13 protein-coding genes are annotated in these 14,126 nt (G+C 65.7%); 4 read left to right on the forward strand and 9 right to left on the reverse strand.

Annotation, left to right across the window (positions count from 1 at the left end; genetic code table 11):
• Window positions 1-5 precede the first annotated feature (5 nt).
• From ureE to JYG36_RS15435, 5 genes are read right to left on the reverse strand one after another with little or no spacing between them, the layout of a single operon-like run.
• Window positions 6-485: an urease accessory protein UreE gene (gene ureE, locus JYG36_RS15415; RefSeq protein ID WP_093383518.1), complete on the reverse strand. Its 480-nt coding sequence runs from the start codon at window positions 483-485 to the stop codon at window positions 6-8.
• Window positions 486-494: 9 nt separating this feature from the next.
• Window positions 495-2,198 carry an urease subunit alpha gene (ureC, locus tag JYG36_RS15420; protein ID WP_045198637.1) on the reverse strand — a complete coding sequence of 568 codons (1,704 nt, stop codon included), beginning with the start codon at window positions 2,196-2,198 and terminating at the stop codon, window positions 495-497.
• Window positions 2,195-2,512, reverse strand: coding sequence for an urease subunit beta (locus JYG36_RS15425; protein ID WP_045198635.1), 318 nt, complete (start codon window positions 2,510-2,512; stop codon window positions 2,195-2,197). Before JYG36_RS15425 ends, ureC begins: the two co-directional genes overlap by 4 nt.
• Before the next feature lie 9 nt (window positions 2,513-2,521).
• Entirely contained in the window at window positions 2,522-2,824 is a 303-nt protein-coding gene (locus JYG36_RS15430) for an urease subunit gamma (protein WP_093383521.1), read from the reverse strand.
• Window positions 2,825-2,833: 9 nt separating this feature from the next.
• On the reverse strand, window positions 2,834-3,667 hold the full coding sequence (locus tag JYG36_RS15435) for an urease accessory protein UreD (RefSeq protein WP_093383524.1): 834 nt from the start codon (window positions 3,665-3,667) through the stop codon (window positions 2,834-2,836).
• Window positions 3,668-4,081: 414 nt separating this feature from the next.
• Here JYG36_RS15435 and JYG36_RS15440 point away from each other — a divergent pair, with 414 nt between their 5' ends.
• The 4 genes from JYG36_RS15440 (at window position 4,082) to JYG36_RS15455 (ending at window position 8,857) form a co-directional block, all read left to right on the forward strand.
• Window positions 4,082-5,932, forward strand: a complete 1,851-nt coding sequence (locus tag JYG36_RS15440) for a caspase family protein (RefSeq protein WP_213601487.1) — start codon at window positions 4,082-4,084, stop codon at window positions 5,930-5,932.
• Window positions 5,929-6,816 carry an alpha/beta fold hydrolase gene (locus JYG36_RS15445; RefSeq protein WP_093383533.1) on the forward strand — a complete coding sequence of 296 codons (888 nt, stop codon included), beginning with the start codon at window positions 5,929-5,931 and terminating at the stop codon, window positions 6,814-6,816. The genes JYG36_RS15440 and JYG36_RS15445 overlap by 4 nt, the downstream gene beginning before the upstream one ends.
• Window positions 6,817-6,940: 124 nt before the next feature.
• The gene (locus tag JYG36_RS15450) at window positions 6,941-7,915 is read left to right on the forward strand and encodes a quinone oxidoreductase family protein (protein ID WP_195883871.1); all 975 of its coding nucleotides are present in this window, start codon (window positions 6,941-6,943) and stop codon (window positions 7,913-7,915) included.
• Between the two features lie 18 nt (window positions 7,916-7,933).
• Window positions 7,934-8,857 carry a LysR family transcriptional regulator gene (locus JYG36_RS15455; RefSeq protein WP_093383544.1) on the forward strand — a complete coding sequence of 308 codons (924 nt, stop codon included), beginning with the start codon at window positions 7,934-7,936 and terminating at the stop codon, window positions 8,855-8,857.
• Here JYG36_RS15455 and JYG36_RS15460 read toward each other — a convergent pair.
• From JYG36_RS15460 to JYG36_RS15475, 4 genes are read right to left on the reverse strand one after another with little or no spacing between them, the layout of a single operon-like run.
• Window positions 8,854-10,668 carry a dipeptide ABC transporter ATP-binding protein gene (locus JYG36_RS15460; protein WP_249744356.1) on the reverse strand — a complete coding sequence of 605 codons (1,815 nt, stop codon included), beginning with the start codon at window positions 10,666-10,668 and terminating at the stop codon, window positions 8,854-8,856. The genes JYG36_RS15455 and JYG36_RS15460 overlap by 4 nt on opposite strands.
• Window positions 10,665-11,483 (reverse strand): ABC transporter permease, encoded by an 819-nt coding sequence (locus tag JYG36_RS15465; RefSeq protein ID WP_093383553.1) that lies wholly within the window; start codon window positions 11,481-11,483, stop codon window positions 10,665-10,667. The genes JYG36_RS15460 and JYG36_RS15465 overlap by 4 nt, the downstream gene beginning before the upstream one ends.
• Window positions 11,484-11,495: 12 nt before the next feature.
• Window positions 11,496-12,557 carry an ABC transporter permease gene (locus JYG36_RS15470; RefSeq protein WP_093383558.1) on the reverse strand — a complete coding sequence of 354 codons (1,062 nt, stop codon included), beginning with the start codon at window positions 12,555-12,557 and terminating at the stop codon, window positions 11,496-11,498.
• Window positions 12,550-14,121 (reverse strand): ABC transporter substrate-binding protein, encoded by a 1,572-nt coding sequence (locus tag JYG36_RS15475; RefSeq protein WP_093383562.1) that lies wholly within the window; start codon window positions 14,119-14,121, stop codon window positions 12,550-12,552. The genes JYG36_RS15470 and JYG36_RS15475 overlap by 8 nt, the downstream gene beginning before the upstream one ends.
• Between the last annotated feature and the right edge of the window lie 5 nt (window positions 14,122-14,126).

The following is a 14,126-nucleotide window of genomic DNA, read 5'->3' on the forward strand; positions in this document are numbered from 1 at the left end:
GACAATCAGTGGTGAGCGACGCGAACGAACAGGTGGTTACTGTGGGCATGGCTGTGCGGGGCACTCTGGTAGGCCCCGGCTTCAGGCTCGAACGGTGCTTGCTCGACCGTTACGTCAAGGCCCAGGCCACGGACCATTTCATCCAGCACATGGTCGTGCTGATAGCGCAGCAGGCCGGCCTCGATCTGCAGCGGCACATGGCGGTTGCCCAGGTGATAGGCGGCGCGGGTCAGCAACAGTGGATCGGCGCAGCGCACGCTGGACACCTGCTCGGCCGCCGCCAGCACGCGAATCACCTCGCCGCCCTGCGCTTCGCCAAGCAGCTCGCCACCGCGCAGCAACTGCCCGCGTTCGAGCATCAGGCCGGCCTCGCGGCCATCGTCGAGGGTGACGCGCACGCGGCTCTTGATCCGCGTATCGACAGTGAGGGTGACGGTGCCGCTTACCGTGGCGGCGTCGCTCAGGCGACGGGTCAACAGGATCATCTTCGCTCCTTAAAACAGAAAATAACGCTGGGCCATCGGCAACACCGTGGCCGGTTCGCACACCAGCAGTTCACCGTCGGCGCGCACCTCGTAGGTTTGCGAGTCGACCTCGATCATCGGCAACAGGCCGTTATGGACCATGTCGCCCTTGCGCACTGTGCGACAGCCCCGGGCCTCGCCGATCAGGCTCTGCAGCCCCAGTTGCCGGTGCACGCCACGCGCGATCGCCGCCTGCGACAGGAAGGTCATGCGCGTGGCGTGGCGCGCGGCACCGAGGGCGCCGAACATCGGCCGGTAGTGCACCGGTTGCGGGGTCGGGATCGAGCCGTTGATATCGCCCATCGGCGCCATGGCGATCATCCCGCCCTTGATCACCAGCGCAGGCTTGACGCCGAAGAACGCCGGCGCCCAGAGCACCAGGTCGGCGAGTTTGCCGGCCTCCACCGAGCCCACTTCGTGGGCGATGCCATGGGTCAGCGCCGGGTTGATGGTGTACTTGGCGATGTAGCGCTTGACCCGGAAGTTGTCGCTGCGCGCGGTATCCGGCGCCAAGGGGCCACGGCGTAGTTTCATCTGGTGCGCCACCTGCCAGGTGCGCAGCACCACTTCGCCGACCCGGCCCATGGCCTGGGAGTCGGACGAAGTCATCGAGAACGCGCCCAGGTCATGGAGGATGTCTTCGGCGGCAATCGTCTCGCGGCGGATACGCGACTCGGCAAACGCCACGTCCTCGGCAATACTCGGGTCCAGGTGATGGCAGACCATGAGCATGTCCAGGTGCTCGTCGACGGTGTTCTGGGTGTAGGGCAAGGTCGGGTTGGTCGAGGACGGCAGCACATTGGCAAAGGCCGCCGCGCGGATGATGTCCGGCGCATGGCCACCGCCGGCGCCTTCGGTGTGGAAGGTATGGATGGTGCGATCGCCAATCGCCGCCAGAGTGTCCTCGATACAGCCCGACTCGTTGAGGGTGTCGGTATGGATCGCCACCTGCACGTCGTGCTCTTGCGCCACGCCCAGGCAGCAGTCGATGGCTGCCGGGGTCGAACCCCAATCTTCGTGCAGCTTGAGGCCCACGGCGCCGGCTTCGATCTGCTCGCGCAAGGCTTCGGGCCGCGAGGCGTTGCCTTTGCCCAGCAGGCCGATATTGATCGGCAATTGGTCGGCGGCCTGGAGCATGCGCGCCAGGTACCAGGGCCCGGAGGTGCAGGTGGTGGCATTGGTGCCGGTGGCAGGCCCGGTGCCGCCGCCAATGAAGGTGGTAATGCCCGAGGTCAGCGCCTCTTCGACCTGCTGCGGGCAGATGAAGTGGATGTGCGAGTCGATGCCGCCAGCGGTGACGATCTTGCCTTCGGCGGCGATCACTTCGGTGCCCGGCCCGACTGGCAAGGTCACTCCCGGTTGCACATCGGGGTTGCCAGCCTTGCCGACACCGACGATGCGCCCGTCCTTGATGCCGATGTCGGCCTTGACGATGCCCCAGTGGTCGATGATCAGCGCGTTGGTCAGCACCAGGTCCAGCGCCTGCGCGGCAAGCATCTGGCCCTGGCCCATGCCGTCGCGGATGACCTTGCCGCCGCCGAACTTGACCTCCTCGCCATAGATCGTGAAGTCCTTCTCGACCTCGACCCACAGCTCGGTGTCGGCCAGGCGTACGCGATCGCCCACTGTCGGGCCGAACATGTCGGCATAGGCCCTGCGCGATATGCGGCTCATGCCTGATTCTCCAGCTTGCCCATGACCTTGCCCTGAAAGCCGTAGACCTCGCGCTTGCCGCGGTACGGCACCAGCGGGACGGTCCGCGCCTGGCCCGGTTCGAAACGCACGGCGGTGCCAGCGGCGATGTCCAGGCGGTAACCTCGGGTCGGCTCGCGCTCGAACACCAGGGCGTTGTTGACCTCGAAAAAGTGATAGTGCGAGCCGACCTGCACCGGCCGGTCGCCGTGGTTGGCGACGGTGACGCTGATCACCTCAAGGCCGGCGTTGAGTTCGATGTCGCCGTCGGCAACCTGTATTTCTCCGGGAATCATCCTGTGCTCCTAGACAATCGGGTCATGGACGGTGACCAGCTTGGTGCCGTCGGGAAAGGTCGCTTCCACCTGCACATCGGCGATCATCTCGCTGACCCCGGCCATCACCTGGTCACGGCGCAGCACCTCGCGGCCGAGGTTCATCAGCTCGGCAACGGTGCGCCCGTCGCGGGCGCCTTCCATCACCGTGGCGCTGATCAAGGCCACCGCCTCCGGGTAGTTGAGCTGCAGGCCACGGGCCAGGCGCCGTTCGGCCAGCAGTGCAGCGGTGAACAGCAGCAGTTTGTCTTTCTCTCGCGGGGTCAGCTCCATGGCGTTCTCTCAGGTGGCCCAGATACGCGGCGGGCATGGCGCCAGGCCGACCACGACGGGTCGCAAGGCGTGCCAGAGCCGCTGCAGGGTAAGTTGCAGGCGTTGGTTGTCGTGATCGAGCAGGCGTACCACCAGCAACTGGCCAAGCAGGGTCGCGCCGGCCGGAGCGCCCAGGTCTTCAAGCAAGGCGCGGCTCTGTTCAAGCAGTTCGCTGCTGGCCGGATAGGCGCAAAAGGTTGCTTGCAGCGGCAAGCCGGCGACTTTGTCGAGCTGCCCGCCGTCGATGCGCAGACGCTCGTGCAGGCCCGGGTCGTCGGCCAGCTCGATGTGCAGGCGACTGTCGACGGCGCCGTGACTGAAGGTCTCGGCCATCACCGGGCGGCCCAGGCACAGGGTTTCCCAGGCCAGCAGGCGCGCGCCAGGCGCCAGGGTAAAGCGGTTTTCCAGGCGCACGCGGGCGCCGGCAAAACAGATGTTGCCCTGGGGCAGCCATTCGAGCGTGCTGTTTTCGTCCAGGTAAAAATGCTGCTGGAGGATCGAGGTCGGGCCGCCGCTGCGGTAGAACTTGGTCGCTCCGGGCATGGTCAGCAGCGCATGGCTGCCGGGTTCCAGGTGCACATCGAGCAGCAGTTTGTCGCCGCCGACCACGCCACCCGGCGGGTGCAGCACGTAGACGTGGCACGGTGCGCCTTCGGGATAGAACGGCCGCTGCACCAAAAGAGGACCGAAATGGCGCCGCGCACCAATACAGGTCTTGCTCTCGCCCCGAACGAAACGCAGCCGCAGCTCGGCGCGCCAGCCGGCATCTGCGGTGTCCAGGTCGGGGGTTGCGGGGAGCGACATGCCTCAGGTTCCAGTAAACGCTGCCCCAACTCGGCGACAGACGCATTTGCAAGAAACAACCTACGCGCTCAAGCGAATCCAGCGACTTGCAGGTTTGACCAATCGATCAGTAATCGATAGCTGAGGCAAAGCACATAGCGGGCCAAGATGGCGCGCTGGAGGGGGTTGTTTAAACAGCCGGCATGCACCGGTTTAGCGCTGTGTGCTTGCCGCGCGTTTAAACCCGGGCATCAGACCATGCCTACAACAGCGGCTACTCCTGACGCAGCCGCTTGCGGTGCGACTTGGTGCGCTCGTAGAACCAGATGCAATCCTGCTGGTACCTCGTCGCCCGGCAGCGGCACAGCACTGGATAAGCGCAAAAACCGCCCCATACTGATAGCACTACGCCTCTAGCGGACCGAGGGCCGGACCATGAGCCGAAACGTTGGTTTGATTGCCGTCGGGGTGGATCACACTGGCATTCTGGATTCGTTGAAAGGCGCGGCCAGCGGGGCACTGCAATTTGCCCGCTGGCTGGAGGAGCAACAGCAGTTCGGCATCAGCCCGAGCATCAGCGTACTGACCGATCAGAATGACCAGGTGGTCGAAGCCAAGGCGATCCAGACCGCCGCCCGCGACTTGCTCGCGGTCGGCGGGCTCGACCTGCTGATCCTGTATTTCTCCGGGCACGGCATTGTCAAGAACGGCGCCGATGAACAAGTCTTGCTGTCGAACGTCAAGGACTACCCCGACGAAGCCATCAACATTGCTGCAACGGCGCTCAACGCCCGCCATATTGGCGTACCCCATGTCGTGATCATCTCCGACGCCTGTCGCAATGCGGTCGACCCCTTTGGCTCACTGGGCCAGGTCAGTGGCAGGCCGGCGGTGAAACGCGGTGCGGTGGTCGGCATCAAGCCCGGCAAGGTCGATATCTTCTACGCCACCGAACCGTCACAAACCGCCAAGGAGTACAAAGGCGAAGGATTCTTTACCAAGGTCCTGCTCGAAGCGCTGCAAAGCCCTCCGACAGAAATTTGCGAGACCTGGCCGGGCTCCAGCGTGCCGATCATTCCCACCTGGCTTCTGGAAGACTACCTGTACAACCAGGTGCCGACCCGCGCCCAGCAGCAAACACCGCGCTTCGAGCAAACGCCGGACATCATTGTCCAGGCGCGCCAACCGCTGTTCCTCGGCTATGCCAGCCCGCCGCTAGTCTTTGCCAGCCCTCCCCCGCTGCCTGGCCCCGGGCCGCTGGACTACGGCCTGCCCGCTGAAGCCGGAGCACCCTACTTTGAGCAAATCCAGATCCTGCCGCTTCCCGAGCTGTTTCCAGCAAACCTCAGGGTCACCAGCCGAAACCAGGCGATACAACAGGTGGCCAGCAGCTTTCTCAAGGAACCCGAGGCGTACATCAGCACCACATTGCTTGAACAAGCCGGCCTCGACGAAGCCTACCGGCGCAACCTGCAGCGCTACACAGCACTCCCCCAGAGCCCGGCCGAAAGCGGATTGCGCATCATCGGTAGCCAGGCCATCAGCGTCCTGGTGGCCCCCGGCCAAGCGGCGCCCGATGTGCAAACCGATGACCAGCAGAGCATCATCAGCCTGGCGCCGTCTGCTCAGGCGCAGTCAGTCATCGTCACGTTCAGCGACGACACCCTGATCGTCTTACCGGTCATGCCCGGCTACATAGGCACAGTCCACGTAGACGAAGGCCTGGTGCAGTCGGTTTCGTTCGAGATGGGTAGGACCCTGGCCCAGACCTTTGCGCAAACTCCGAGCAGGCGCCTGCACCTGCACCACTTGCAAGCACTTGCCGCAGCCTTCGCCAGCAGCGCCAAACTGCGCACCCTGGCCGCGACCCAGGCATCGAGCTTCGCCGATGTCCTGCGCCAGGAAAAGCGCCTGGACCCGACCTTGAGCATCTACGCCGCCTACGCCTATCTGCTGGCCGCTGACGACCAAGGCGTGCGTTCGGTGCTGAGCTACTTCCTTGACTACCAGGCATCGTCCCAACCGCCTTTGCCCGTGCCGTTCGATGTGGCTTTGCTCGCCGGCGCCCTGGCACCCGGCAAGCGCAAGGCACGGCCGCTGATCGCACCGTTCTGCCCGATGATGAGCCTGGGCTGGACAGTGCTGGCAGCCCAAGGCAAGAACCCGAAGCTCCACCCTGCAATCCTCGAAGCCGGTAAATACCGGCTCAATACTGAATGGTCGACCTTTCGCCGCCGCGATACCCAACCGCTTATCGAAGCTTTTCTACAAGGAGAGTTGTCATGAAAGTCGTGTTCATCCATGGCCGGTCGCAACAAGGCAAAAACCCGCTCACCCTGCAAAACACCTGGACCAATGCCTTGATCAAGGGTTTTGAAGGCATCGGTTCGCCCTACCCTGGCGTGGTCGATGTGGCCTTCCCTTACTACGGTGATCTGTTGTTCGACGAAACCTACCGCAGAGCGCAGAAAGACTTTCAGGTACTCACCGACAAAGGCGCCGACGCCGCGGCCCCGGGTGGCGAGGAAGAAGAGTTCATGCGCCAGGTCATTTACGACATCGCCAAGCAGCAAGGTATCAGCAAGGAACAGATCAACGCCGAGGCCAATGGCGAGATGCTTGAGAAAGGTGTTCAGAACTGGCGCGGCGTGCTGGCAGCCCTGCGCCTGCTCGATCAGTTGCCCGGTGTCGGCGCGACTTCGGTCGAGCTGTTCACCCGCGATGTGTGGTACTACCTGACCGAAAAAACCATCCGTGACGCGGTCAACAAATTGGTCGATGCCCAGCTTCCAGAAAACGATCCGTGCATCGTGGTAGCTCACTCTCTGGGCACCATCATTGCCTATAACCTGCTGATGAACCGGCCTGCACGCAGCAACATCAAGGGCCTGGTGACCCTCGGCTCGCCCCTGGGCATTGAAGCCATCCTGAGCCGGCTGCCCTCCAACGGTTCGCCGCGCAAGGCCCCGGATGGCGTACCCAGCTGGGTCAACATTCGTGACAAACGCGATGTGGTGGCGCTCTACGAAATTCCCGCCGCGCGCTTCAGTGGAGCACCTGCGGTGCAAAACCACAGCAACGCCAGCAACGGCAGCGATAACCGCCACGGCATCGTCGAGTACCTCAACGACACCATCGTAGCGGGCGTATTACGGCCTTTGCTGGCATAAGCAGGTTCAAACACTCAGACTCGTGCACTGGCTGCAGCAATCAACTGCATGCAAGCCGATTGCTGGACCCTGGTTGAAAAAATACCCTTGAACGCACCTTAACTGTGTCTCAGGACTCTCAACCATGGTCATGCACATCCGCCTCCAGCAGACGGGCGCACCAAGTGTTCTGCACCTCGAACAAACCAGCGCGCAAGCCCCCGGCCCCGGCGAGGTCTGGCTTGAACAGGCGGCGATCGGCGTCAACCCGCTGGACGTCAGCCAGCGCAAGGGCGATGTGCCCATCGCCCTGCCCTGCGGGCTGGGCCTTGAGGGCGCCGGAACGGTAGCGGCAATCGGCGCCGGCGTCAGCGGCTTGGCTGTCGGCGAGCGCGTCGGCTACGCCACCGGCCCCCTGGGCGCCTATGCCAGCGCCCGACTGTACCCCGCCGAGCGGCTGGTGAAACTGCCCGATGATCTTGGCCTGGAGCAAGCCGCCGCCGTGCTGTTCAAGGGCATCACCGCCCATTACCTCCTTCACAGCACGTACCCGGTCGGGCCCGGCACGCGGCTGATGATCTACGGCGCCGCCGGGGCCCTGGGGCAGTTGCTGGTGCCTTGGGCCAAGCACCTGGGCGCATTTGTGATTGGCGTGGTCTCCAAGCCGGAAAGTGTCGCCCGCGCCCGTGCCGCCGGCTGTGATCAGGTGCTGGTGTTCGACGCCGCGACCCTCGCTGCGCAGGTGCTGGATATCACTCAAGGGCGCAAACTCGACGTGGTCTACGACCCGATTGGCCGGCTGTCGTTCGAGGCCTCACTGGACAGCCTGCGCCCGCGCGGCTTGCTGGTGTCCTGCGGCATGGCCTCGGGAGCGCCGCCAGCCATCGAGCTGAGCACCCTCAACGCCAAGGGCTCGTTGTTCATCACCCGGCCCTCGCTGGCGGCGCACACGGCAAGCGCTGGCGAGTACCAGCAGCGCGCCGGGGAGGTGCTGGCAGCGCTGGCGGCAGGTATCATTCGCGCGCAGATCTGGCAGCGTTATGCCCTGGCCGACGCCGCACTGGCCCATGACGACCTGCAACAAGGACGCTCACAGGGCGCAATCATCCTCACGCCCTGACCTACCGAGGTAACCGCGATGGACCCGTTCGACAGTCGCCAGGCCGATGAGCTTGCCACCCTCCTGGCGCTGTTCGAGCACGGCTCGTTTGCCGCTGCCGGGCGCACGCTGCAGCGCCACCCGTCGGTGCTGTCCAAGCGCCTCGGGGCCCTGGAACAGCGCTTAGGCATTCGCCTGGTCGAGCGCACCACCCGCCAGTTGCGCTTCACCGACGAAGGCGCACGCCTGGTCGAGCGCCTGCGCCAGGCCGCCAGCCTGATCAGCGAGGCCGAGCGCGAAGCCGCCGAAGGTGCGACCCAGGTGCGCGGGCGCCTGCGCATCGCCCTGCCCTCGTCCATGGGCCGGCTGTGGCTGAGCCCGATGCTTGCCGAGTTTGCCCTGGCGTTTCCCCAGGTGCAGCTTGAGACCGAATACGCCGAACGTTTTGTCGATATCGTCGCCGAAGGCTTCGATGCGGCGATCCGCATTGGCGAGCTGGCCGACAGCCGCCTGGTGGCGCGCAAGCTCTGTGAGCACCGGCGTATCCTCTGCGCAGCGCCAGCCTACCTGCAACAGCACGGCCAGCCGCAAACCCCGGCCGACCTCGCCGGGCATAACTGCCTGGGTTTTACCGGCCTGCGTTCGTACCCGGAGTGGCGCCTGGCCGGTCTGGGCCAGCAACACACGGTTAAAGTGCGCGGCTCGCTGGTCAGCAACGACAACGAAGCGCTGCTGACCGCCGCCCGGGCCGGGGTTGGCATCCTTGCCGGTGGCGACTGGCTGATGCAGCACGACCTCGACAGCGGCCGCCTGCTGCGGGTGCTGCCCGACTGGCAGCTGGATGCCGACGCCGGCATTTACCTGGTGCGCCCCGGCGCCCGCTACAACAGCGCCGCGACCCTCGCCTTCAAGCAGTGGATCGAGGCGCGCTTTGCCCACGGCGCGCCCTGGCGCAGCCGCTAGACCGCCGCCAGGCGTGGCGTATGGGCCAGCAGGCTCTGGGTGTAGCGGTCTGCCGGTCTGTCCAGCACCTGATCCACCGGGCCCTGCTCAACGATGCGCCCCTGCTGGATCACCACCACCCGATCGGCAATCGCCCGCACCACCCCCAGGTCGTGGGTGACGAACACCAGGGTCATGCCTTCGCCTTGCAGTTGCTTGAGCAACGCCAGGATCGCCGCCTGCACCGAAACGTCCAGCGCCGAGGTCACTTCATCGCAGATCAGCACGCTGGGTTCGCACACTAGCGCGCGGGCAATCGCCACCCGCTGGCGCTCGCCACCGGAGAGGTGATGGGGGTACTTGTCAGCCACCGAGGCGGGTAAGGCCACCCGCTGCAGGGCCGCCTCGATACGCGCCCGGCAGGCCTGGCCCTTGAGTTTGAAGAAGTGCTCCAGCGGCGCCTGCAGGCACTGGGCCACGGTCTGCCGGGGGTTCAGGGCGCGGTACGGGTTCTGAAAAACATACTGGATGCGATGTCGGCTGGCGCTGGGCCGCTGCCGGGCCAGCAGGCTCAACGGCTGGCCGTCGAAACGCAGCTCACCGCTGGCGTTGTCGCCAAGGCCTGCCAGGGTGCGGGCCAGGCTGGTCTTGCCCGAGCCAGACTCGCCGACCACCGCCAGGCATTCGCCTGCCTGCACGTCGAGGGCCAGGTCGAACAGCACCTGGCGGTCGTAGCTGAGGTTCAGATTGCTGATCGCCAGCAGCGGTGCCTGATCGGCGCGAATCGCCCGAACCTGCAGCGCCGCGATCGGTGCTGGTGCCTCAAGCTGCGGATGCAGGCAAGCGACCTGTTGCTGCGCCTCGAGGGTTTGCAAGCCCGGCTCGGCCTGTTCACAGGCAGCCGTTCGCCGTGGGCAGCGCGGCGCAAACGCGCAGCCATGGGCACGCTGGCCCGGCGCCGGGGCATGGCCGGGAATTGCTTGCAGCGGGTGCTGGCGGGCAACGTCTGGAATCGCCGCCAGCAAGCCCAGGGTGTAAGGGTGGCTGGGGCGGGCGAACAGCCGTTCGCGGCTCGCGACTTCGACGATGCGCCCGGCGTACATGACCATCACCCGGTCGACCAGGTCCTTGATCACCGCCAGGTCGTGGGACACGTACACCGCCGCCACGCCCTGCTCCTTGCACAGCCGGCGCAGGGTTTGCAGGATGTGCGCCTGGGTGCTGACATCCAGCGCCGTGGTCGGCTCGTCGAGGACGATCAGCCGTGGACGCAACACGAAGGCCAGGGCGAGCATCACCCGCTGTTGCTGGCCGCCAGACAACTGATGAGGGAAGCGCCGCAGGAACTCGGCGTCGCCCGGCAGGCCGACGTCTATCAGGGTCTGCTGCAGGCGCTGTTGCTGCGCCTCCTTTGCCAATTGCGGTTCGTGGGCGTGCAGGGTTTCCAGCAACAAGCGGCCGATGCGCAGCGCCGGGTTGAGGGCTTGCGCCGGGTCCTGGGCGACGTAGCCGATCAGCCCGCCACGGGCCTGGCGCAGGGCTTCGCCGCGCAGCTCAAGGAGGCTGACGTCGGCGACCGCGATCTGCCCGGTGGCAATCCGTGCACCGCGCCGGGCGTGGGTCAGCAAGGCGGTGGCCAGGGTGGTCTTGCCCGAGCCGGACTCACCGACCAGGCCGAGGATTTCACCGGGGGCCAGGCTGAAGTTGATGTGGTCGATGATGTCGGCGCTTGTGTTGAGTTCAACCCGCAGGTTTTGCACCCGCAGGGCCGGCTTTTCGCGGGTCAAGCCTGTGGGAGCGGGCTTGACCCGCGATGGCGCATAGGAATTCATCGGCGCTCTCCCGCGCTGTGCCGGGCAATGCCTTCGGCGAAGATGTTGGTGCCGTAGGCGAACACCCCGATCAGCAGCGCCGGGGCCAATACCGCCCAGGGCTGAACCAGCAGGCCAGCCTGGTTTTCATTGATCATCAGGCCCCAGTCGGCAGCCGGCGGCGCCACGCCGTACCCCAGGTAACTGAGGCCCGAGAGCATGCCGATGCCCCAGGTGAGCATGTTGCCAAAGTGCACCAGCAACGGCGTGAGCACGTTGGGCAGGATCTCGCGCACAAGGATGCGCGTGCGCGAAAAGCCCATCATCTGCGCCGCCTCGACGAACTCCTGGCTGGCCACCGCTACCGCGCTACCCCGGGCCAGTCGGATCACCCCGGGGGTGAAGGCAATGGCCACGGTAAGCACGATCAGCCACGGCGCGCGGCCGAGCATCGAGACGATCAACAGCACCAGGATCAGGTCGGGGAACGCCAGCCAGACATCCGCAAGCCAGGTGATCGCCTGGTCCAGGCGCTGGCGCGACAGACCGGCCAGCAGACCCAGTACGGTGCCGACGACCAAAGCAATCGCCGCTGCCGCCAACGACATCCACAAAATCGACAGGCCGCCATTGAGCAACCGCGACAGCACGTCATGGCCAAGAAAATCATGGCCCAGCGGCGCATCCGTTGCCGGCGTGCCGTACACCCCGCCGACCATGTCGGTGGGCGCATGGGGCGCCAGCCACGGCCCGAACAGCGCCAGGAGGACAATGGCCAGGGTCACCAGGGCGCCGCGGCGAATCTGCGGCTCACGCCACCAGCGTGAATTGAACATGGGCGATTCCTCTCAAGGGGCTTTGGCTGCCGGGCGCCGCCACCAACTCTGGATACCACGGCGGTTGCGCTGGATCAGGGTGGCACGGCGGGCGGTGCGCAGTTTTGGGGTCAGCAGCACGGTGAGCAGGTCGGCCACCAGGTTGATCAGCACCACCCCGAGGGTGATCACCAGCACCACGCCCTGCACCAGCGGCAGGTCGCGCATCTGGATCGCGCTGTTGAGCTGGGTGCCGATGCCCGGGTAGCTGAAGATTACCTCGGCAAGCAAGGCGCCGCCGATCAAGGTGCGCAGGGTCAGGGCCACGCCCTGGATCGCCGGCACCAGGGCATTGGGCAAGGTGTGGCGCCAGACGATGCGCCATTCGGCGATGCCGCGCAGGCGCGCCGCGCTGACGTAGTCCGACTCCAGCGCTTCGATCATCGAGGCGCGGACCATGCGCGCCAGGTACGGCAGCGACGACAGGCTCAACGCGAAGATCGGCAGCAGCAGGTACTCAAGCTGCTGCCACAGGGCCTTGTCCGGATCAAGGATCGACACCGCCGGCAGCAGGTTGACCTGGGGCATGGAGAACAGCAGCACCAGGCCGATGGCCAGCAAGAACCCCGGCGTGGCTTTAAGGAAGATCAGCGCCGACAGGCCAAAACGGTCCAGGCGGCTGTCGCGGCGCAAAGCCAGGCTGACGCCGATGCCCAAGGCCAGCGGCACCACCAGTACCAGCACGCCGGCCAGCAGCGCCAGGGTATTGCCGAAGCGGCTGAAAATGATCGAGGCCACCGGCTGGCTGGAGTCCAGCGAGATGCCCAAGTCACCGCGCAGCACCTGGCCAAGCCAGCTGCAATACTGCACCAGGATCGGCCGGTTCAGGCCCAGTTGCTCGCGCAGGGTCAGCACGCTTTGCAGCGGCGCCTCGGGGCCGAGGATGACCCGCGCCGGGTCCGACGGCAATGCCTGGGTGGCGATGAACACCACCAGGCTGATAACCCAGGCGGTAAGCAGGCCGTAGCCCAGGCGGCCGATGAACCAGGGCAGCCAGGCAGGCAGTCGGGAAGTTCGTGCGCAGGGTTCAGGCATGGTTCAACCACAGGCTGTCAAAGCGCCAGGAGGCGAAGGTGGTCTGTTCGCCGTGCAAGCCGCCGACCTTGCTGGAGGCGGCATCGAGCACGTCGGTAAAGCCCCAGATCAGCAAGCCGCCGCGTTGGTGCTGGATGCTCTGGGCCTCGTGCACCAGTTGCTTGCGCCGCTCAAGGTCGGGCTGGCCAAGGGCCTGGGTGAACAGCTCGGAGAAACGCTCATCGCGAAAATTGCTGCGGTTGTAGATCGCCAGCGGCGCGTCGTTGTGCAGGCCGGTGGCCAGGAAGCCACGGGCAGGCGTGGAGCCTGGCGACATCAGCCACTGCTCTTTCTGCGGGCCGTTGAACACCGAGCTGTCCACGGGTGTGACCTTGACCTGGACCCCGGCCTTCTTCGCCTGTTGAGCGAACACCAGCGCGGCGTTGACTTCGTTGGCGGTGGTGGTCAGCTCGACGCGCAGGTCGGTGGCACCGGCCTGGCGCAGCAGCGAGCGGGCCTGGTCGAGGTCGTAGCCGCGCTGGGCGATGGCGTGGTTGTAGGTCGGGTCTTGCGGCGAATACAGGTCGTTGGCGATGCGCCCGAAACCATTGAGGCCACGGCCGATCAGCTCTTGCCGATCGGCCAGCAGGCGAAAGGCCTGACGCACCCGCTCGTCCTGGAACGGCGCCTTGGCGGTGTTGAGGTTGAAGCCGCTGAACGAGGTGGTGGGCGAGACCACCAGTTGCAAGCGTGGGTCGGCCTTGATCAGGGCGCTGTGCTCGGCCTGCACACCGCTGGCGACGTCGATCTGCCCGGCGCGCAGGGCGGCGACCCGCGACACCTGGTCCTTGAATTCGATGATCTCCAGCTCGTCGGCGTAGGGCTGGTTGGGTTTGTAGTAATTCTCGAAGCGGGTGAACAGCGCGCGCTGGCCTGGCACGAAGCTTTTCAGCCGGTACGGCCCCGCCCCCACCGGGTTGCTTAGCGGATCGTAATCGGTCGGCACGATAGCGCCGAAGGCAATCAGGGTTTCGTCCAGCGGGAAGAAGCTGCGGCCCTGCTTGAAGCGGATCTCGATGGTACGCTCATCGAGCTTGCGCAAGGCCTGGCGGTCGATGGCACCGACCAGCCCGGCAAACGGCGAGGCCAGTTTCGGGTCGGTCAGGCGCAGGATCGAAAACAGCATGTCGTCGGCAGTGATGCTCTTGCCATGGTGGAACTCCAGGCCCGGCTTGATGCGGATGGTCCAGGCGCTGGCATCGGCGTTGGGCTCGGCGAATTCGGCCAGGCCCAGGCGCGTGCTGACGTCGTCGTTCCACTCCCAGAACTTGCTGTACAACGCCCAGCCGCGAATGATCCCGCCGCCAGACGGCTTGTGGGCATCAAGATTGCCGGCCTGGTCGCCGTCGATGATGCCAACCCGCAAGCGCCCGCCACGCACCGGCTGGGTGGGCCGGCTGATGGCGCCGACCACCGCCGGCTCGCCGGCGCCGCAACCTGTGAGCAAACTGGAGCCGAGCAACAGGCCGCCCCCGACGGCCAGGCTGTTGCCGAGAAACACCCGGCGGGAAAATTCGTTTGGCATGGGCA

Origin of the sequence: Pseudomonas sp. SORT22 (genome assembly GCF_018417635.1) — a bacterium.
Taxonomy (GTDB): Bacteria; Pseudomonadota; Gammaproteobacteria; order Pseudomonadales; family Pseudomonadaceae; genus Aquipseudomonas.

Coding starts and splice junctions, on each gene's coding strand:
- JYG36_RS15475 (WP_093383562.1), bottom strand. CDS start 14,121: ATGCCAAACGAATTTTCCCGCCGGGTGTTTCTCGGCAACAGCCTGGCC.
- ureE (WP_093383518.1), bottom strand. CDS start 485: ATGATCCTGTTGACCCGTCGCCTGAGCGACGCCGCCACGGTAAGCGGC.
- JYG36_RS15465 (WP_093383553.1), bottom strand. CDS start 11,483: ATGTTCAATTCACGCTGGTGGCGTGAGCCGCAGATTCGCCGCGGCGCC.
- JYG36_RS15460 (WP_249744356.1), bottom strand. CDS start 10,668: ATGAATTCCTATGCGCCATCGCGGGTCAAGCCCGCTCCCACAGGCTTG.
- JYG36_RS15470 (WP_093383558.1), bottom strand. CDS start 12,557: ATGCCTGAACCCTGCGCACGAACTTCCCGACTGCCTGCCTGGCTGCCC.
- JYG36_RS15425 (WP_045198635.1), bottom strand. CDS start 2,512: ATGATTCCCGGAGAAATACAGGTTGCCGACGGCGACATCGAACTCAAC.
- ureC (WP_045198637.1), bottom strand. CDS start 2,198: ATGAGCCGCATATCGCGCAGGGCCTATGCCGACATGTTCGGCCCGACA.
- JYG36_RS15455 (WP_093383544.1), top strand. CDS start 7,934: ATGGACCCGTTCGACAGTCGCCAGGCCGATGAGCTTGCCACCCTCCTG.
- JYG36_RS15435 (WP_093383524.1), bottom strand. CDS start 3,667: ATGTCGCTCCCCGCAACCCCCGACCTGGACACCGCAGATGCCGGCTGG.
- JYG36_RS15450 (WP_195883871.1), top strand. CDS start 6,941: ATGGTCATGCACATCCGCCTCCAGCAGACGGGCGCACCAAGTGTTCTG.
- JYG36_RS15430 (WP_093383521.1), bottom strand. CDS start 2,824: ATGGAGCTGACCCCGCGAGAGAAAGACAAACTGCTGCTGTTCACCGCT.
- JYG36_RS15445 (WP_093383533.1), top strand. CDS start 5,929: ATGAAAGTCGTGTTCATCCATGGCCGGTCGCAACAAGGCAAAAACCCG.
- JYG36_RS15440 (WP_213601487.1), top strand. CDS start 4,082: ATGAGCCGAAACGTTGGTTTGATTGCCGTCGGGGTGGATCACACTGGC.